This window comes from Pantoea sp. PNA 03-3 (assembly GCF_003201175.1).
In the GTDB taxonomy this organism is placed as follows: domain Bacteria; phylum Pseudomonadota; class Gammaproteobacteria; order Enterobacterales; family Enterobacteriaceae; genus Pantoea; species Pantoea stewartii.
This window is the reverse complement of record NZ_QICO01000007.1, coordinates 31,067-49,177: the sequence shown is the minus strand read 5'-3', so window position 1 is coordinate 49,177 and position 18,111 is coordinate 31,067. Positions and strand designations below refer to the sequence as shown.

18 protein-coding genes are annotated in these 18,111 nt (G+C 55.0%); 11 read left to right on the top strand and 7 right to left on the bottom strand.

Translation table 11 applies throughout. From position 1 onward, the window contains the following. Nucleotides 1-360 precede the first annotated feature (360 nt). The 4 genes from hemY to hemC are packed head-to-tail and all read right to left on the bottom strand — an operon-like array spanning nucleotide 361 to nucleotide 4,384. Entirely contained in the window at nucleotides 361-1,557 is a 1,197-nt protein-coding gene (gene hemY, locus C7433_RS17635) for a protoheme IX biogenesis protein HemY (RefSeq protein WP_033737352.1), read from the bottom strand. Between the two features lie 2 nt (nucleotides 1,558-1,559). Continuing rightward, nucleotides 1,560-2,693 (bottom strand): uroporphyrinogen-III C-methyltransferase, encoded by a 1,134-nt coding sequence (gene hemX, locus C7433_RS17630; protein ID WP_110268646.1) that lies wholly within the window; start codon nucleotides 2,691-2,693, stop codon nucleotides 1,560-1,562. Nucleotides 2,694-2,717: 24 nt separating this feature from the next. Continuing rightward, nucleotides 2,718-3,446: a uroporphyrinogen-III synthase gene (gene hemD, locus C7433_RS17625; protein ID WP_006121445.1), complete on the bottom strand. Its 729-nt coding sequence runs from the start codon at nucleotides 3,444-3,446 to the stop codon at nucleotides 2,718-2,720. Next, nucleotides 3,443-4,384: a hydroxymethylbilane synthase gene (gene hemC / locus C7433_RS17620; protein ID WP_054634795.1), complete on the bottom strand. Its 942-nt coding sequence runs from the start codon at nucleotides 4,382-4,384 to the stop codon at nucleotides 3,443-3,445. The genes hemD and hemC overlap by 4 nt, the downstream gene beginning before the upstream one ends. 311 nt (nucleotides 4,385-4,695) lie before the next feature. Between hemC and C7433_RS17615 the strand changes: the two genes are divergently transcribed. From C7433_RS17615 to C7433_RS17575, 10 genes are all read left to right on the top strand, one after another. Then, a complete protein-coding gene (locus C7433_RS17615; protein ID WP_033737355.1) occupies nucleotides 4,696-7,254 on the top strand; it encodes a class I adenylate cyclase in 2,559 nt (852 codons plus the stop codon). A gap of 135 nt (nucleotides 7,255-7,389) precedes the next feature. Next, complete coding sequence (locus C7433_RS17610; RefSeq protein ID WP_033737356.1) at nucleotides 7,390-7,599, top strand: lipoprotein; 210 nt, start codon at nucleotides 7,390-7,392, stop codon at nucleotides 7,597-7,599. Between the two features lie 29 nt (nucleotides 7,600-7,628). Next, a complete protein-coding gene (gene dapF / locus C7433_RS17605; RefSeq protein ID WP_110268689.1) occupies nucleotides 7,629-8,453 on the top strand; it encodes a diaminopimelate epimerase in 825 nt (274 codons plus the stop codon). After that, nucleotides 8,450-9,154: a DUF484 domain-containing protein gene (locus C7433_RS17600; protein WP_006121450.1), complete on the top strand. Its 705-nt coding sequence runs from the start codon at nucleotides 8,450-8,452 to the stop codon at nucleotides 9,152-9,154. Before dapF ends, C7433_RS17600 begins: the two co-directional genes overlap by 4 nt. Next, a complete protein-coding gene (xerC, locus tag C7433_RS17595; RefSeq protein ID WP_033737359.1) occupies nucleotides 9,151-10,056 on the top strand; it encodes a tyrosine recombinase XerC in 906 nt (301 codons plus the stop codon). The genes C7433_RS17600 and xerC overlap by 4 nt, the downstream gene beginning before the upstream one ends. Then, nucleotides 10,053-10,769 carry a 5-amino-6-(5-phospho-D-ribitylamino)uracil phosphatase YigB gene (yigB, locus tag C7433_RS17590; RefSeq protein WP_033737361.1) on the top strand — a complete coding sequence of 239 codons (717 nt, stop codon included), beginning with the start codon at nucleotides 10,053-10,055 and terminating at the stop codon, nucleotides 10,767-10,769. Before xerC ends, yigB begins: the two co-directional genes overlap by 4 nt. A gap of 54 nt (nucleotides 10,770-10,823) precedes the next feature. After that, nucleotides 10,824-12,986 (top strand): DNA helicase II, encoded by a 2,163-nt coding sequence (gene uvrD / locus C7433_RS17585; protein WP_039339236.1) that lies wholly within the window; start codon nucleotides 10,824-10,826, stop codon nucleotides 12,984-12,986. 67 nt (nucleotides 12,987-13,053) lie between these two features. After that, nucleotides 13,054-13,110, top strand: a complete 57-nt coding sequence (ysgD, locus tag C7433_RS24150; RefSeq protein ID WP_349887138.1) for a YsgD/CorL family protein — start codon at nucleotides 13,054-13,056, stop codon at nucleotides 13,108-13,110. A 167-nt stretch (nucleotides 13,111-13,277) separates the two neighbouring features. After that, nucleotides 13,278-14,231 (top strand): magnesium/cobalt transporter CorA, encoded by a 954-nt coding sequence (gene corA, locus C7433_RS17580; RefSeq protein WP_006121454.1) that lies wholly within the window; start codon nucleotides 13,278-13,280, stop codon nucleotides 14,229-14,231. Nucleotides 14,232-14,328: 97 nt separating this feature from the next. After that, the gene (locus tag C7433_RS17575) at nucleotides 14,329-15,381 is read left to right on the top strand and encodes an AbrB family transcriptional regulator (RefSeq protein WP_033737366.1); all 1,053 of its coding nucleotides are present in this window, start codon (nucleotides 14,329-14,331) and stop codon (nucleotides 15,379-15,381) included. Here the strand turns inward: C7433_RS17575 and rarD are convergent. Then, the gene (rarD, locus tag C7433_RS17570; RefSeq protein ID WP_054688544.1) at nucleotides 15,352-16,251 is read right to left on the bottom strand and encodes an EamA family transporter RarD; all 900 of its coding nucleotides are present in this window, start codon (nucleotides 16,249-16,251) and stop codon (nucleotides 15,352-15,354) included. The two genes, C7433_RS17575 and rarD, sit on opposite strands and share 30 nt — an antisense overlap. 119 nt (nucleotides 16,252-16,370) lie before the next feature. Continuing rightward, a complete protein-coding gene (locus C7433_RS17565; protein ID WP_110268645.1) occupies nucleotides 16,371-16,748 on the bottom strand; it encodes a helix-turn-helix domain-containing protein in 378 nt (125 codons plus the stop codon). Between the two features lie 233 nt (nucleotides 16,749-16,981). On the opposite strand from C7433_RS17565, the gene C7433_RS17560 reads away from it, so the two are divergent. Further along, complete coding sequence (locus C7433_RS17560; protein ID WP_110268644.1) at nucleotides 16,982-17,455, top strand: ester cyclase; 474 nt, start codon at nucleotides 16,982-16,984, stop codon at nucleotides 17,453-17,455. Between the two features lie 53 nt (nucleotides 17,456-17,508). Here the strand turns inward: C7433_RS17560 and C7433_RS17555 are convergent, their stop codons facing one another. Beyond that, complete coding sequence (locus C7433_RS17555) at nucleotides 17,509-17,979, bottom strand: thioesterase family protein (RefSeq protein ID WP_110268643.1); 471 nt, start codon at nucleotides 17,977-17,979, stop codon at nucleotides 17,509-17,511. Nucleotides 17,980-18,111: the final 132 nt, after the last annotated feature.

The following is an 18,111-nucleotide window of genomic DNA, read 5'->3' as shown; positions in this document are numbered from 1 at the left end:
AATTCCCAGGCAGCGCGCAAAGAGTGATAAAATTATTTATTGCTAATTCCTTGTTTTAATTTAATAAAAAAATAAAAAGCGCAACTGGCATAGATTATGCAATAATTAACGCGTAGATGCTCATTCCACCTCTTATGTCTGCTTCGGCTACATAAACCTGGGAATGACGCAGAGCCAATTTTGGGTACCTGTTGTCTGCCTGCCTGTATCGCGAAAGCCTTACAGGATTAACAGACACCACGTTGAGTCGGGTACCTCTCGGTTGTCAAACCGACCTGATTTTACACCTGCTTTCGGCAGGTGTTTTTTTTGTCTCAACCTGTGGGCGTAAAAAAACCGGGCGAGCCCGGTTTTAACAGATCAGGCATCGGGATTGTTCTTCAGCGTCAGTAACAGACCTTCACGACGCATTTTTGCGGCGTCTTCCGGACGGCGCAGACGATCATACACATCCGCCAGCCAGGCGTAGTCAAAAGCGTCGGGGCGCTGTGCCAGCGCCTGTTGCAGGGCTTCCGCTGCCTGCTGCCATTCACCATGGCGCATCAGTAACTGACCCAGGGTGCTGTGCAGTAAAGGCGTGGCACCATGCTGCTTAATTTGCTGACGTAACGCTTTTTCCAGCGCTTCCGGGTTACCGCTTTTAAGGCGCGGCATCAACAGGACAAGACGATCGTCGTAATGACGTTTCAGCCCATCCAGCAGAATCTCCTGAGCGGTATCGTGATCGTCACACTCAATCAAATGGTCAATCATCGCCACCTGCAACGAGGTCTCATGGCGTGTTTTACGGCTCAGATTTCCCCACCAGCGTTTTAATCCCTCACTGCCCTGATCGGCCATCGCCTGATTCATCAGACCCAGCCAGGCCTGTTGTTGCAGTGCAGCGCGGTGCTCCTCACTGCCAATCTGCGTTTTTTCCATGGACGGGAGGATATCGAGCAGGGCGCTCCAGGCACTGGTACGAATATAAGCCTGCTCGGCCAGGCGCAGGACCTCCGGATGACGCGGAGCCACTTCGAGTAAACGATCAATACTGTGGCGGGCAGCGTGATCTTCATGTCGCGCCAGCTGGATGCGGGTTCGGGTAATCTCGACCGGGATAACATCATTACCAGCCAGTTCAGCCGCCCGTTCAAGATGCTGATTAGCCCGCATTTCGTCGCCTCGTTGCTGAGCCGCTTCGGCCGCGAGCAAATAGTTTGCAACAGGAACATCAGCATGGTCGGCGTCTTTGGACAGCAGCTTTTCTACCTGCCTGAAATCACCTTCTGCCAGTTTAAGCAGGGCGTTTTGTGTCTGGCGCTGTGCACGACGGCGCTTGCGCCCGGTAAACCAGCCACGGGTGCGGGCACCCGTCCGAAACAGGCGACGCAGCAGCCACTCCACCGCCAGAATCACTAACAAACTGATAATCAGGATAATGGCAAGGCCGGTCACACTGGTTTCCACATTCCAGTTGTCGGTCTGGATCAGCACATAGCCCTGATGGCCGGCAATCATCGGCCCCAGCACAATCCCTGCAATCAACAGGACAAAGAGGATAAATACCTTAAGCATGATCAGCCTCCCTGCTGGTTTGCGGCGGCAGAGGGTTGTGCCATCAGGTTACGCACGCGCGTTTGCATCAGTTGTTCAAGCAACGGCTGGCTTTCCAGGCTGTCTGGCAGATCCATATTGATATCTTGCTGGCTAAGTTCATCCAACTGGGCCAGAAACGCTTTTGTCGAGGCATCGTTCGTATCATACCAGGCACGCACCCATGTTGAGACGGTTTCCAGCGACTGCTTGTAGATCTCCTCCTGATGACGCGGCACGGCCTGGGCCGCGATCAGCAGACGAGAACGAATGTTTTCGCGAAGGTAAACGTCCTGATTCGGGGCCAGTAAGGGCTGGGCAGTGTTGTCCCGGCGACGGATGGTAATAAAGTCATCCATAAAATTGTGCCAGCTCTTCACCAGGTTCTGACGCCATTCGCGAATAGAGCCAGAAAGTTCACCGTTGTCGCTGTCCATCGGCGCGTCATCGCTGTCGTTATCGGCCAGACGTAAATTATCCACGTTGTTTGATAGCTGATTAAGCTTCAGGATAATGCCGTCGTAGTCCACCTGGGAGATAGCCGAAAGCGTACTGATATCCTGCGTCAACGCGCGACGCACATTCATGACGCTGGGATCGTTCATATCTGCCAGGCTGGCATCAGCGCTTTTCAGCAGCGCTGCGGCCGTGGTGACATCCTGATCGCTCCACAACTTACGACCCGCCAGTTTCACCAGATAATCTGCCTGAGCCACCAGCCAGCTGCGCACGTCGTTTCCTGAAATGGAGGCTAACTTTTCGCGCAACGCCTGCAGCGCTTTCTCAGAAGCCGCCTGTTGTGCCTGAGCGGTCTCTAACGCTTTTTCTGTGGTGCTCAGCTGCTGAGAAAGCTGCTGTTTATCGCTGTTTGCCTGCTGCTGTAGCCTGGCAAGCTGTTCGCTCAGACTCTGATTGGTTTGTGCCTGCAATTCGGCCTGGTGTTTATCGTTCAGGTATAAACCTGCGCCAATCGCCAGAGCGATGACGATCGCGACCGCTCCCAGGACCATGCCGCTGTTCTTTTGCTTGCGGGGTGGTTGTTCCTGAAGAGAAGCATCGCGATCAACCGCTGGTGTAGTTTCTTCAACCACGGCGGAGGTGTCTTTTTGTTCCGTCATATCTGGCACATCCCATTGTTAAGTTCAACATAACGCGCGCAGTAGCGCATCGTTATCGGCACCTTCGGCTACGTGAATATCCTGCCAACCAAGATTGGCGGCCACAGAAGCCAAACGTTCGCTGACGACAATCAGTCGGCAGCGGAGCAGCCATTCCTCGCGATCGACCTCGGGGAACAGCGAATACAGTTGATGCAACATTTCGCCGCTGGTGACGACCAGCGTAGAAACATGACGATCGCGCCAGCGGCGGCCTTCGATTGCACCGTCATAATGTTTTTGGCAGCGCTGATAACACTCGGCATAGAAGACCTGCGCGCCCCGTGCCGTCAACGTTTCTGACAGCAGTTCGCGGCCCTGATTGCCACGCAGGATAAGCGCGCGTTTACCTGACACCTGCTGCAACGTGGCCAGCTTGATCAGCGCCTCGCTGGTTTCCTGTGCATGAGGCCAGGTCACCTGTAAGCCACTCACTGTATGAAACGCTAACGCGGTACTGCGACCAATTGCATAATAGTCCAGGTCTGCGGGCCATGCTTTGACAGCATGCTGTGTATAGTGGATAACCTGCTGCGAGAGCAGAAAGACCATATCGCCCCGGCGCAGCGTGGTTAGCGAAGCCGGTAATGAGGGCAGGTCAGCTCCCGGCGCGAATTCGATCAGGGGCAGGCTCCACGCCTGTTTACCCTGGGCGTGCAGTCGGGAGACCAGCTCTGCCGCTGCGGGTTCCGGGCGCGTGACCAGAATCGTCATACGGGGGGTTGTCCCTGATAAACGTCGTGCAGAATTTCACGCGCACCGTTGTTAAGCAGTTCTTCGGCCAGCGAGATCCCCATCTGCTCGGCCTGAGACCGTGGCCCGCGGCGCTCGCCGCTTACAACGGTACTGCCGTCCGGCGCGCCAACCAGCCCCCGGAGCCAGAGCTCATCACCATTCAGCACCGCAAAACTGCCGATAGGCACCTGGCAGCCGCCTTCCAGACGGGTATTCATGGCGCGCTCAGCTTTGACACAGACAGCCGTATCATCATGATTCAGTGCCTGTAGTAACCCAATTAAGGTGCTGTCATCCAGGCGGCATTCAATGCCCACCGCACCCTGGCCGACGGCTGGCAGTGAAATTTCAGCCGGCAGGAGCTGGCGAATTCGCGCTTCCAGCCCCAGGCGGTTAAGGCCGGCGGCGGCAAGGATAATGGCGTCATAGTCGCCAGCATCAAGCTTACTTAACCGCGTGCCGACATTGCCGCGCAGCGAGCGAATGACCAGGTCGGGACGGCGTGCACTGATCTGACACTGACGGCGCAGGCTGGACGTACCAATCACCGCGCCATGAGGAAGATCGTCGATCGACGCGTAATGATTTGAGACAAAGGCGTCGCGTGGGTCATCACGCTGGCAAATGGTGACCAGGCCCAGGCCTGCCGGGAACGCTACGGGCACATCTTTCATCGAATGCACGGCCAAATCGGCACGGTTCTCCAGCATCGCCTGCTCAAGTTCTTTGACAAACAGCCCCTTACCGCCCACCTTAGCCAGCGGCGTATCCAAAATGATGTCGCCTTTGGTCACCATGGGCACCAGTTCAACCTGCAAACCCGGATGGGCGCTCATCAAACGCTGCTGTACATATTGTGCTTGCCACATGGCAAGAGGGCTTTGTCGTGTAGCAATTCTGAAAATTTTGTTTAACATGCCGTTAACCATTTAGATCGTTCATCGAATATCCTATCATCGTTGAGGGAAGGCTGTCAGTTTCAACGGATTGAAAAGAACCGCCCGCAGATTAAACCTGAGATATCAGGCAGTAATCGCAGGCCGCTCGTTGGGTGTGCGAAAAGTAGACGAAACCGTGCTAAAATAGCGGTAGCGTAACTTTCTTTACGGTCAATCCGGCGAGTGATAGATTGATCACGTTTCCAGCAATAATCTGCACGACATCTTTATAATAAGTGGCAGAGAGCGGAAGCAGGGTGCTTAACTCCAGGACAACCAGGCGAAACGTCTTGTACCTCTATATTGAGACACTGAAACAGAGACTGGATGCAATTAACCAGCTGCGCGTAGATCGCGCGCTGGCTGCAATGGGACCCGCTTTTCAGCGAGTCTACAGTCTGCTGCCAATCTTATTACATTATCAACATCCGCTGATGCCGGGTTACCTCAAAGGTAACGTTCCACATGGCATCAACGTCTTCACGCCTGATGAAAACCAACTTCAGCTACTGGCCGAGTTAACAGGCGAGCAAGAACTTACCCTGGTTGACGCGCCAAAAGGCGAACTGCCCATTACCGGTATTTACTCGATGGGCAGTACCTCCTCTGTTGGACAAAACAGCGTGTCCGATCTGGATATCTGGGTGTGCCATCAATCCTGGCTGGATAATGAAGAGCGCCTCAATCTGCAGCGCAAATGTGCGCTGTTGCAAAAATGGTGCGCCTCCATGGGCATCGAAGTCAGCTTCTTCCTGATCGATGAAAACCGCTTCCGCCATAACGAAAGCGGGAATCTTGGCGGTGAGGACTGCGGTTCCACTCAGCATATACTGCTGCTGGACGAGTTCTACCGCACAGCCGTGCGCATGGCAGGTAAACGTATCCTGTGGAATATGGTGCCGGGCGAAGAAGAGCATCACTATGATGACTATGTGATGTCGCTCTACGCGAAAGGCGTGCTCACGCCCAACGAGTGGCTTGATTTAGGCGGCCTCAGTACCCTGTCAGCGGAAGAGTATTTTGGTGCCAGCCTGTGGCAGTTGTATAAAAGTATCGACTCACCTTACAAAGCAGTCCTGAAAACGCTGCTGCTTGAAGCCTACAGCTGGGAATACCCGGACACTAAACTGCTGGCGATGGACATCAAACAGCGACTGCACGATGGCGAGATCGTCTGTTTCGGTCTGGATCCTTACTGCATGATGCTGGAGCGCGTTACGCATTATCTCACCAGTATCGACGATCAGCCGCGGCTCGATTTAGTACGCCGCTGCTTCTATCTGAAAGTATGCGAAAAACTCAGTACGGATGACCATCAGCAACGTAGCGGCTGGCGTCGTGAAATTCTGTCGCAGCTGGTGAAATCCTGGGGTTGGGACGACGAAAAGCTCGCTATTCTGGACAACCGTGCCGAATGGAAAATCGAACGCGTCCGCGAAGCGCATAATGAGTTGCTCGATGCCATGATGCAAAGCTATCGCAATCTTATCCGCTTTGCCCGCCGCAACAATTTAAGCGTCAGTGCCAGCCCGCAGGATATCGGCGTGCTGACCCGTAAATTGTACGCTGCCTTTGAGGCTTTGCCGGGCAAGGTGACGCTGGTTAATCCGCAGATCTCCCCCGACCTGTCCGAATCCAACCTGACCTTTATTCATGTGCCGGCGGGCCGCGCCAATCGTCCAGGCTGGTATCTGTATAATCAGGCGCCGGATATGAGCTCGATCATCAGTCACCAGCCGCTGGAATATAATCGCTATCTCAATAAGCTGGTGGCCTGGGCATGGTTCAATGGTCTGCTGACCAGCAAAACCCGTCTGCATATCAAAGGCAACGAGTTGTGTGATCTGGCGCGCCTGCAGGAGCTGGTTGATGATGTCTCCAGCCATTTCCCGCTGCGCCTGCCTGCCCCCACGCCCAAAGCGCTCTACAGCCCCTGCGAAATTCGTCACCTGGCGATCATCGTTAACCTTGAGCACGATCCGACCTCGGCGTTCCGTAACCAGGTGGTGCATTTTGATTTCCGTAAGCTCGATGTCTTCAGCTTTGGCCAGCAGCAGCAATGTTTAATTGGCAGCATTGACCTGCTGTACCGTAACTCATGGAATGAAGTGCGTACGCTGCACTTTAGTGGCGAGCAGGCGATGATAGAAGGGCTGAAGACCATCCTGGGTAAAATGCATCAGGATGCCTCACCGCCAGATACGGTGGAGGTTTTCTGCTATAGCCAGCATTTGCGCGGCTTGATTCGTACCCGTGTGCAGCAACTGGTGTCTGAATGTATTGAACTGCGCCTTTCCAGTACGCGTCAGGAGCCGGGCCGGTTCAAGGCATTACGCATGGCCGGCCAGACCTGGGGTCTGTTCTTTGAACGCATGGGGGTTTCGGTGCAGAAACTGGAAAACGCCGTTGAGTTCTATGGCGCCATATCCAATAACAAGCTGCACGGTTTGTCGATCAAGGTTGAGTCCAATCAGACGCCTTTGCCGCCGGTGGTCAATGGCTACGCCAGCGAAGGGATCATTCAGTTCTTCTTTGAAGACACCACTGACGATCGCGGTTTCAATATCTATATCCTGGATGAAAGTAACCGCGTTGAGGTCTATCACCACTGTGAAGGCAGCAAAGAAGAGCTGGTGCGGGATGTCAGCCGTTTTTACTCGTCGTCACACGATCGTTTTACCTACGGCTCTAGCTTTATCAATTTCAACCTGCCGCAGTTTTACCAAATCGTGAATGTGGGTGACCGTTATCAGGTGATTCCCTTCAGGAATCAGACATTAACGGCGCTGTGCGCCTCACAGCCCGATAACGACAACAACGACTATCAACCACGCTATCAGATGCACTGAGTTCTGCCGGAGGCTTGTGGCGCTCTGCCAGGGCCTGCCACAAGGCTTGCGTGAATTGCTGGGATTTCCTGTTGCTTTTCCAACTTCAACTGCGATGATAAGCATCCAGGACACAGGACATGAAGAGCATAAAGAATGAAGAAAGCGATAAGCCTGTTAGCAATGACACTGGCATTAACAAGCCTTGCAGGCTGTGGATTGAAAGGACCGCTCTACTTCCCACCGCAGGAAACGCCAAAACAAGCCGCGCCCACGTCAGCGCCCACGCAAAAGCAGAAAGCCGAGGCCTCTAAAGCGGATGTGGGCGGTCTGGTGACCGGTGATTCAAGCTCACAAATGAAATAATTCTTATGGCGTATCCGGCGGAGCAAAAAATGCAGTTCTCCAAAATGCACGGTCTCGGCAACGATTTCATGGTTGTGGATGCTGTGACGCAAAACGTCTTTTTCTCGCCGGAACTGATCCGCCGGCTGGCCGATCGCCATTTAGGGGTGGGTTTTGATCAGCTATTGATCGTCGAACCGCCTTATGATCCCGATCTTGACTTCCACTACCGTATTTTCAATGCGGACGGAAGCGAGGTGGCGCAATGCGGTAACGGGGCGCGCTGTTTTGCCCGCTTTGTCCAGCTGAAAGGCCTGACCAATAAAAGCGACATTCGCGTCAGCACCCAGGCGGGCAGAATGGTGCTCAGCGTTACGCCCGACGAGCTGGTCCGCGTGAATATGGGGGAGCCCAATTTTGAGCCCCAGCAGGTGCCTTTCCGCGCTAACAAGGCTGAAAACCTGTACCTGCTTCGCGTGGCGGAGCAGACGGTCATGTTTGGTGCCGTCTCCATGGGAAATCCCCATTGCGTGATTCAGGTCGAAAGCACCAAAACCGCACAGGTCGAGCTGCTGGGACCGATACTGGAAAGCCACGAGCGTTTTCCTGAGCGCGTCAACGTTGGCTTTATGGAAATCATCAACCCTGAACATATCCTGTTGCGTGTTTACGAACGTGGTGCGGGCGAAACGCAGGCGTGCGGCAGCGGTGCCTGTGCAGCGGTGGCCTGTGGCATTCAGCAGGGGATTCTGAGCCAGAAAGTGCGCGTTGATTTGCCAGGCGGTACGTTACACATCGCCTGGAAAGGTGCCGGACAGCCGCTGTTTATGACCGGCCCGGCCACACATGTCTACGATGGGTTTATTCACTTATGAAAAATGTCGAAGAGCAGGTGGAAAACACACCTCTGCTGGACGATGAGGCCGTCAGTGATTATCTGCGACAGCATCCTGATTTCTTTATGCGTAATGCGCGCCAGGTCGAACAGATGGCCGTACCGCATCCGGTTCGCGGCAGCGTTTCGCTGGTGGAATGGCACATGGCGCGCCAGCGCAACCATATTCAACGGCTGGAAGAAGAAATCACCTTGCTGATGGAGCAGGCCACGGCGAACCAGCAACTTTTTGCCCGCCTGCTTGCACTGCAAAGCCATCTTGCCGCCGCGAGTTCACTGCAGGATATGCTGAACCGCTTGCATCGCTGGGCGCGTGAGCTGGGCCTGGCCGGGGCCAATATCCGCCTGTTTAACGATAAGTGGCGGCTGGGTGCGCCCTCTGATTTTGTGCAGCTTGGCCTGGCGCGCCAGGCCTTTGAACCGCTGCGCATTCAGCGCTTCGGTAATGAACAGCACTATCTCGGCAGTATTAATGGCCCCGAACTGCTGCTACTGCTGCCCCAGGCGAAAGCCATCGGCTCGGTGGCCATGTCACTGATGGGCGAACAGGGTGAACTCGGCATCATCATGTTCAGCAGTCGCGACAGCCTGCATTATCAGTCGGGCATGGGAACCTTACTGCTACAGCATCTTTCGCAGATGATGCCGGAATTACTGGAACGTTGGGTGGAGCGCGCATGAGCAGCGTGCTGCAGGAGGCCGTTGACGGATTTCTGCGCTACCTGAAGGTTGAGCGCCAGCTCAGCCCGTTAACGCTGAGCAGCTATGCGCGCCAGCTAGAGGCGTTGGTGAGCATCGCCGATGAAATGAAGGTCGGCGCATGGTCGCAACTCGATCCCGCCATGGTACGCAGTATGGCTGCCCGCAGCCGTCGGGCAGGCCTGGCCGCCAGCAGTCTGGCGCTACGGCTTTCGGCGCTACGCAGTTTTCTTGACTGGCAGGTGAGCCAGGACATGCTGCCCGCCAACCCGGCGAAAGGCATTGCCACACCGCGTAATGGCCGCCATCTGCCCAAAAATATCGACGTCGATGAAGTTAATCAACTGCTGGAAATCGATCTTAACGATCCGCTGGCAATACGCGATCGTACCATGCTGGAAGTGATGTACGGCGGAGGGCTTCGCCTGTCCGAACTGGTCAATATGGACTGCCGCCATGTTGATCTTGAGGCGGGAGAAGTCTGGGTATCAGGAAAAGGCAATAAAGAGCGGCGCGTACCGATTGGACGCACAGCGGTCAACTGGATTCAGCAATGGCTGCCGCACCGTCTCGCCTTTAACGCCGACGACGATGCGCTGTTTCTCTCCAGCCGGGGCAAGCGCATCTCTGCCCGTAATGTTCAAAAACGTTTTGCCGAATGGGGCATTAAACAGGGCGTGAACAGCCATATTCATCCGCACAAGCTGCGTCACTCCTTTGCAACCCATCTGCTGGAATCCAGTGGCGATCTGCGCGCGGTGCAGGAACTCCTTGGTCATGCCAACCTGTCGACGACGCAAATTTATACCCACCTTGATTTCCAGCACCTGGCTTCGGTGTATGATGCTGCGCATCCCCGCGCCAAACGAGGAAAGAGTGAATGAAGTTCTATCGCCCGCTGCGTGCCATCAAAGCGATCACCTTTGATTTAGACGACACGCTGTATGACAACTATCCGGTCATACGTAAAACCACAGAAGCATCGCATGCCGCTCTGCAGGCTTTTCATCCTGCACTGCGTGACGTGACGCCGGATGATGTGGCGACGCTGCGCAATCAACTGCGACTTCGTGAACCTGACATTTATCACGATGTGACAGAATGGCGCCGTCGTACGATAGAGCTGCTTATGACTGACGCGGGCTTAACGGCAGCAGACGCGACAGCGGGCGCCGCCCAGATCATGGAGGTGTTCCATCACTGGCGCAGCCAGGTGGCGATGCCGGCGGAAACCCATGACACGTTGAAAGCGCTGGCGAAAAAAGTCCCGCTGGTAGCGATTACGAATGGTAACGCGCAGCCTGAAAAGCTCGGCCTGTCAGCCTACTTCCAGTTTTCACTGCGTGCTGGCCCAGACGGGCGCGCGAAGCCGTGGCAGGATATGTATCACCTTGCCGCGCAACGCCTGAATATCGCCCCGGGCAGTATTCTTCACGTCGGTGACGATCTCACTACGGATGTGGCCGGCGCGTTACGTTATGGCATGCAAGCCTGCTGGATTAACCTGCGTGAGGGGAATCTGATGCACATTGACGATGCCCGTCTTCTGCCCCACGTTGAAATTTCACAGTTGGCATCACTGACCTCGCTGTTATAATGGCTGTAAATTTATCCAGTCTTATGCTTCGCATTCTCTGACTTATTGGTGCTTATGGACGTTTCTGAACTGCTCGACGGGTTGAATGACAAACAGCGTGCTGCCGTTGCGGCACCGCGCAGCAACCTGCTGGTGCTGGCGGGCGCGGGCAGTGGAAAAACACGCGTTCTGGTGCACCGCATCGCCTGGCTGCTGTCCGTTGAAAACTGTTCACCTTATTCCATTATGGCGGTGACCTTTACCAACAAGGCGGCGGCAGAAATGCGTCACCGTATTGAGCACCTGATCGGCACCAGTCAGGGCGGTATGTGGATTGGCACGTTTCACGGCCTTGCGCACCGTCTGCTGCGTGCGCATCATCTCGACGCGGGCCTGCCGCAGGATTTCCAAATCCTCGACAGTGAAGATCAACTGCGCCTGCTCAAACGCCTGATTAAGGCGATGAATCTGGATGAGAAGCAGTGGCCTGCGCGTCAGGGCATGTGGTACATCAATGGCAAGAAAGATGAAGGTTTACGGCCGAAGCACATTGAAAGCTATGGCAACCCGGTAGAACAGACCTGGCTGCGCATTTATCAGGCCTATCAGGAAGCCTGCGATCGTGCCGGGCTGGTCGATTTTGCCGAGTTGCTGCTGCGGGCCCATGAACTGTGGTTAAACAAGCCCCCTATCCTGAATCACTACCGTGAGCGTTTCAGCAATATTTTGGTGGATGAATTTCAGGATACGAACAACATTCAGTATGCCTGGATTCGTATGCTGGCGGGCGACAGCAGCAAAGTCATTATCGTCGGTGATGACGATCAGTCCATCTATGGCTGGCGCGGGGCGCAGGTTGAAAATATTCAGCGCTTCCTGACGGATTTTCCCGGTGCGGATACCATTCGTCTTGAGCAGAATTACCGCTCCACCAACACGATTCTGAAAGCCGCTAACGCCCTGATTGCCAATAATAATGGCCGACTCGGCAAAGAGCTGTGGACCGATGGCAGCGATGGCGAGCCGGTCTCGGTTTACTGCGCCTTCAACGAGCTGGATGAGTCGCGCTTTGTCGTCAATCGCATTAAAGCCTGGATGGAAAATGGCAATGCGCTGGCCGATTGCGCGATTCTTTACCGCAGTAACGCCCAGTCGCGCGTGCTGGAAGAAGCCCTGCTGCAGGCCAGTATGCCCTACCGGATTTACGGCGGCATGCGCTTCTTCGAGCGCCAGGAAATTAAAGATGCGCTGGCCTATCTGCGTCTGATAGCCAACCGCAACGACGATGCGGCCTTCGAGCGCGTGGTCAATACGCCCACACGTGGCGTGGGCGATCGTACGCTGGATGTGGTGCGTCAGACGGCCCGCGAACAGCAGATCACCTTATGGCAGGCAACGCGTGAACTCCTTCAGTCACGCGCGCTCGCCGGCCGTGCCGCCTCTGCCCTGCAACGTTTCTGTGAGCTGGTGGATTCACTGGCAAGCGAAACCGCCGAAATGCCACTGCACGTGCAGACCGATCGGGTCATCAAGGATTCCGGTCTGTGGCTGATGTACGAGCAGGAAAAGGGTGAAAAGGGCCAGGCGCGTATCGAAAACCTTGAGGAGCTGGTGACAGCCACGCGCCAGTTTAGCTATCAGGATGAAGATGAAGACCTGATGCCGCTTCAGGCCTTCCTGTCGCATGCCGCGCTGGAAGCCGGCGAAGGGCAGGCGGACAAATGGCAGGATGCGGTACAACTGATGACGCTGCACTCTGCGAAAGGGCTGGAGTTCAGTCAGGTATTTATCGTCGGCATGGAAGAAGGCATGTTCCCCAGCCAGATGGCGCTGGACGAAGGTGGACGGCTGGAAGAAGAGCGCCGCCTGGCTTACGTTGGCGTCACACGTGCCATGATGAAACTGACGCTGACGTACGCGGAAACCCGCCGTCTGTACGGAAAAGAAGTTTACCATCGCCCCTCGCGATTCATCGGTGAGCTGCCCGAAGACTGTATTGAAGAAGTCCGGTTACGCGCCAGCGTTACGCGGCCGGTCAGCCATCAGCGCATGGGCACACCGATCAGCAAAAGCGACACGGGGTTCTCTCTGGGACAGCGCGTTCGTCACGCGAAGTTTGGTGAAGGCACCATCGTGAATCTGGAAGGTAGCGGGGAACACAGCCGCCTTCAGGTGGCATTTCAGGGGCAGGGGATCAAGTGGCTGGTGGCTGCCTACGCCAAACTGGAAACCGTCTAGCCGCCGGTTGACGACTTTTTCGTCTCAGCGTAACATGCGCGCACTATTATCATGAGAGGACAATGCCTTGGACACGCCCAGTCGATGCTGGCTCATTAACCTGGTTTTCAGGAATAACATCTAAGGCTATCTCATTACGCTGGTAGCCTTAGCGGTTATCAGCGACCTCCCTTTTTGATCCGTCGCACGAGTCAGCACTGATTTATCGTTTCTCCGTGTTCAGGTTCGCGGTTATCTGTTCCGACCGCCTTACAGCGTTGTCCCATAAAGTCTGCAATGGGGAGTCTTGCTATGCTGAGCGCATTTAAACTTGATAACAGTCGCCTGACGCGTCTGGAACTGGAAGAAGAAAGCGATAAACTGACCACGTCAGTGTGGGTTGACCTGGTCGAGCCTGAGGAAGGCGAGCGCGACCGTGTTCAGTCCGAGCTGGGGCAGAGCCTGGCCACGCGCCCTGAGCTGGAAGATATCGAAGCCTCAGCGCGTTTCTTCGAAGATGAAGATGGCCTGCACATCCACTCCTTTTTCTTTTTTGAAGATGCCGAAGATCATGCCGGCAACTCGACGGTCGCCTTTACGATTCGCGAAGGACGCTTATATACACTGCGCGAGCGGGAGCTTCCTGCCTTTCGTCTTTACCGCATGCGAGCCCGCAACCAGACGTTGATTGACGGTAACGCTTACGAGCTGCTACTCGACCTGTTTGAGACCAAAATTGAACAGCTGGCGGATGAGATTGAAAACATCTATAGCGCGCTGGAAAAGCTTAGCCGCGTGATTATGGAAGGTCAGCAGGGCGAGGAGTACGATCAGGCGCTGTCGCGGTTAGCTGAGCTGGAAGATATCGGCTGGAAAGTGCGCCTGTGTCTGATGGATACGCAGCGAGCGCTTAACTTCCTGGTACGAAAAGCCCGTTTGCCAGGCAATCAACTGGAGCAGGCGCGCGAAATCCTGCGGGATATCGAATCGCTGCTGCCTCACAATGAGTCCCTGTTCCAGAAGGTCAACTTCCTGATGCAGGCGGCGATGGGCTTTATTAATATCGAGCAGAACCGCATCATCAAGATCTTCTCGGTAGTTTCCGTGGTTTTCCTGCCGCCAACGCTGGTGGCCTCCAGCTACGGCATGAACTTTGAGTTTATGCCTGAACTGAAATGGAGCTTTGGCTATCCCGGTGCGATTTGTCTGATGATGCTTGCCGGTCTGGCGCCTTATCTTTATTTCAAACGCAAGAACTGGCTGTAATCGTCTGTCAGGGCCGGTCCAACCGGCCCATTTCGCTGGCCTGCTGGCACAATTCTGCGTAATCTACCCGCTCCATTTTCACAAAAAATTAACTTTTATGGCCTCTCTTTCATTGCGCGTGCAGTGGTTACTGTTGTTGGTCGCATCGGTATTACTTGGCGCGCTCTTCCAGTATTTTCATGTTCCGGCCGCCCTGTTACTGGGCCCGATGATTGTGGGCGTGATGATGGGGTTATCCGGTGCCACATTGCGCATCCACAAGCGGCTGTTCCTGCTGTCGCAGGCGGTACTGGGCTGTATGATTGCGCAGAGCCTGTCACCGTCGATTTTAACGCCGCTGTTACAGGACTGGCCCGTCGTGGTAGCGGTACTGCTGCTGACTCTGGCGGCCAGCGGTGTGTCGGGCTTTTTGCTGGTTCGGTTTAGTCAGCTTCCCGGCCCGACCGGCGCGTGGGGATCGTCACCTGGTGGTGCTTCTGCCATGGTGGCGATGGCGGGAGAATTCGGCGCGGATGTGCGTCTGGTCGCCTTTATGCAGTATCTGCGCGTTCTGTTTGTGGCGGGCGCGGCGGCAATGGTGGCTCGCATCGGCCTGGGCGATGGCGCTCATGCGGGATCACTGGTGTGGTTTCCTGCACTGAACAGCGGTTTTCCGCTGACGATTTGCCTGGTGATCGGCAGCGCCTGGCTGGGCCCCTGGTTACGCATTCCGTCCGGCGCGTTGCTGGTGCCTGCGCTGATTGGCGCTACGCTGCACGCTACCGGAACAGCCGTGCTTCAGATGCCTGAATGGTTGCTTGCCCTGGCGTACGCCCTGATCGGCTGGAGTGTAGGGCTGCGCTTCACCCGACCCATTTTCAAACTGGCGCTGAGCACCCTGCCGCAAATGCTGCTGTCCATTTTCGGCCTGATGCTGCTGTGTGGCGGACTGGCGTGGATGTTGACGCGCGTACTCCATATTGACCTGATGACCGCCTATCTCGCCACCAGTCCAGGTGGCCTGGACACCGTGGCGATCATTGCGGCCGGAAGCGGAGTGGATATGGCGTTTGTGATGGCGATGCAAACCCTGCGGTTATTCACCATTCTCCTGACCGGCCCGGCAATGGCGCGTTTTCTGTCACGCTTTGCGCAGTCGGCCCCGCGCTGAAAACACGACGGCATCCAGAATGAAGACCAGCAATGCCAGCCAGATAAAGCCAAACGTCAGCATTTTATCCGGCGTGATGGTCTCGCCATAAAACAGCACCGCCAGTAAGAACATCAGCGTTGGGCCAAGATACTGAAAGAAGCCAACCGTCGACAGGCGCAGCCGGGCACAGGCTGCGGCAAAGAACATCAGCGGAATGGTGGTCACAATACCTGCGGCGATCAGCAACAGATTCAGGCTGGCGGGATTGGCGGTAAGATGGCTGGTACTGCTGTCTGCAAAACCAAATAAATACAGCGCGGCCAGCGGAAACAGCCACAGCGTTTCAATCAGCATACCGCTCTGGGCATCGACCTGAATTTTCTTCCTCATGAGGCCGTAAAACGCAAAGCTGAAGGCCAGGCCTAATGCAATCACCGGCACCGAACCAAACTGCCACAGCTGCAAAAGGACGCCAGCGGTAGCGAGCGCCACAGCCAGCCACTGCAGACGACGAAAACGTTCGCGCAGGAAAACCATACCAAACACAACGTTAATCAAAGGGTTAATAAAATAGCCCAGACTGGCTTCTAGCATATGCTGGTTATTCACCGCCCAGATAAACAGCAGCCAGTTACCGCCCACCGTGACGGCGGTCAGCGCCAGTAGCAAGACCTTTTTGGGTTGGCGCACGACGCTTCTGACCTGCCCCCAGCTGCGGCTAAGCGTAATCAACAGCAGCATAAACAAGGCTGACCAGATTACCCGGTGCGTCATGATTTCAGTCGCAGGGACGGCTTTAACTAATTTGAAGTAGGCAGGTGCAATGCCCCATATGAAATAAGCGCCAAGCGCAAAACCTATTCCCTGACGGGTTTGCTGGGTATCCATAAATCATCCTGAAAGTTCGTTCTGTACCAAAAGTCACTGAGAGAAAGCGGCGTGACAGAGGGCCGCAATGTTACCGCAGTCCCCGTCATGTCTGTAGCCCGATCTGGCAACAGGCAGGGTCAGGCTTTGTCCTGCTCACGGGCACGCTGGCGGGAAAGACAAATGGCCTGATGATTGTCATCCGCCCACGCAATCAGTTGCTGCATCGGTTTAAGAAAAGAACGACCTAACTCTGTCAGACTGTACTCAACCCGTGGCGGCACTTCCGGATAAAGAGTCCGCAGGATATAGCCGTCCACCTCCAGCCGTTTCAGCGTTCGTGACAGCACCTGACGAGCGACATCGCCAATATGGCGGTGCAGCTCATTGAAGCGCAGCGTGCGCTCGGCCAGCGCCTCAAGAATCAGCAAACTCCATTTATCGCCAATCCGGTCAAGTACATCCCGAATGGGGCAAGCCTGTTCATAACTGAATGTGTTAGGGGATGACACAGACATGGAAAGGGTTCCTGCACGTAGTAATAGTCACTTTCATGTGACTGAGTCAGCACAAAGTGACGTCTTGTTATCCATTTTGCGCGAATGTACCATCCGCAGCGACAACAGTCTATTTTTGTGACCTGGTGTGATATCAAAACCTGATGGCGCGTCCGGGCCATGCCCGGCACCCTGTATAAAGTGATCCTCTGGCGCGGAGCGGTTAGCGCTGTAACGAATGAGCAAGGAGAAAAATGATGGCAACCTTTCTGAAAACCCTGCTGCTGACGGCAGGTATCCTGACAGCGAGCGCTGGGTACGCCGTGCAACCGAAAGAAGGCCGCGATCTTAACGTGGAAGAGGCCAATCGTGCGCTGGTGATCAACTTTTATAATCAATTTTTCAATCAGCACAAGGTGACAGAAGCGGCCCGGGTCGTGGCGGACGATTACCTCCAGCACAATCCCGGGGTGCCGAATGGCAAGGCACCGCTGGTTAACTTTTTCAGCGATTTTTTCAGCAAAAACCCACAGTCAAAAGCGCGCATCGTTCGCAGTGCAACCGACGGTGATCTGGTATGGCTGCATGTTCACTCGACCAATGGTGAACACGATCGTGGTCAGGCTGTTACGGATATTTTCCGCGTGAAAAACGGCAAAATTGTCGAGCACTGGGATGTGATTCAGGCCGTACCGGCGACCTCAGCGAATACCAATACGATGTTCTGAGGCAGGCAGGATACTGTGTGGCAGGGCCTGAACGGTGCCACGCGTCGATTCGCTTAACCGGTCAGGTAGGTCGCGGTTGCGGTGGCAATGTAAAGGCCCTGCTCATTATGTAATTCCACCCGCGCCACAGAGACTTTATTGCCGGCACGCAGTAAACGGCTGCTGGCAATAAAGCGCTCGCCCCGTCCGGGACGGAGATAATCCACCCGCATATCAATCGTCCCCATACGGGACAGTCGCTGGCGCAGCACGTCTTCACTTATCTGCTCATCACGTGTCAAGGCATGGCTCACGCACACCATGCCCGCGGCGACATCCAGTACCGCTGCTGTTACACCACCATGAAGAATGTGCTGGGCGGCATTGCCCACCAGCATGGTTTTGTTGGCAAAACTGATTTCTGCGTAATCGGGTTCCAGGCGATCCAGTTCCAGACCCAGCACCTGATTAAACGGCATGTGATAAATAAAAATTTCACCGACGAGGCGGCGAGCGTCCTGCTGAGTCAATAGCACGGATGACATGGTGTTTAGTCCTGAACAGCTGGTAATTGAACTGTAGATGTTAATAAGATGTTTATTCTATGCTTCGCTCGACAGGGTTTCCAGTTTAGGAAATCAGCGCTGATGTTCACCCACTTTTGTGTGTAGAATGTC

Bases quoted from the DNA above. Each gene is read 5' to 3' on its own strand.
- hemY (WP_033737352.1), bottom strand. From the start codon at position 1,557: ATGCTTAAGGTATTTATCCTCTTTGTCCTGTTGATTGCAGGGATTGTG.
- hemX (WP_110268646.1), bottom strand. From the start codon at position 2,693: ATGACGGAACAAAAAGACACCTCCGCCGTGGTTGAAGAAACTACACCA.
- hemD (WP_006121445.1), bottom strand. From the start codon at position 3,446: ATGACGATTCTGGTCACGCGCCCGGAACCCGCAGCGGCAGAGCTGGTC.
- hemC (WP_054634795.1), bottom strand. From the start codon at position 4,384: ATGTTAAACAAAATTTTCAGAATTGCTACACGACAAAGCCCTCTTGCC.
- C7433_RS17610 (WP_033737356.1), top strand. From the start codon at position 7,390: ATGAAGAAAGCGATAAGCCTGTTAGCAATGACACTGGCATTAACAAGC.
- dapF (WP_110268689.1), top strand. From the start codon at position 7,629: ATGCAGTTCTCCAAAATGCACGGTCTCGGCAACGATTTCATGGTTGTG.
- C7433_RS17600 (WP_006121450.1), top strand. From the start codon at position 8,450: ATGAAAAATGTCGAAGAGCAGGTGGAAAACACACCTCTGCTGGACGAT.
- xerC (WP_033737359.1), top strand. From the start codon at position 9,151: ATGAGCAGCGTGCTGCAGGAGGCCGTTGACGGATTTCTGCGCTACCTG.
- yigB (WP_033737361.1), top strand. From the start codon at position 10,053: ATGAAGTTCTATCGCCCGCTGCGTGCCATCAAAGCGATCACCTTTGAT.
- uvrD (WP_039339236.1), top strand. From the start codon at position 10,824: ATGGACGTTTCTGAACTGCTCGACGGGTTGAATGACAAACAGCGTGCT.
- corA (WP_006121454.1), top strand. From the start codon at position 13,278: ATGCTGAGCGCATTTAAACTTGATAACAGTCGCCTGACGCGTCTGGAA.
- C7433_RS17575 (WP_033737366.1), top strand. From the start codon at position 14,329: ATGGCCTCTCTTTCATTGCGCGTGCAGTGGTTACTGTTGTTGGTCGCA.
- rarD (WP_054688544.1), bottom strand. From the start codon at position 16,251: ATGGATACCCAGCAAACCCGTCAGGGAATAGGTTTTGCGCTTGGCGCT.
- C7433_RS17565 (WP_110268645.1), bottom strand. From the start codon at position 16,748: ATGTCTGTGTCATCCCCTAACACATTCAGTTATGAACAGGCTTGCCCC.
- C7433_RS17560 (WP_110268644.1), top strand. From the start codon at position 16,982: ATGATGGCAACCTTTCTGAAAACCCTGCTGCTGACGGCAGGTATCCTG.
- C7433_RS17555 (WP_110268643.1), bottom strand. From the start codon at position 17,979: ATGTCATCCGTGCTATTGACTCAGCAGGACGCTCGCCGCCTCGTCGGT.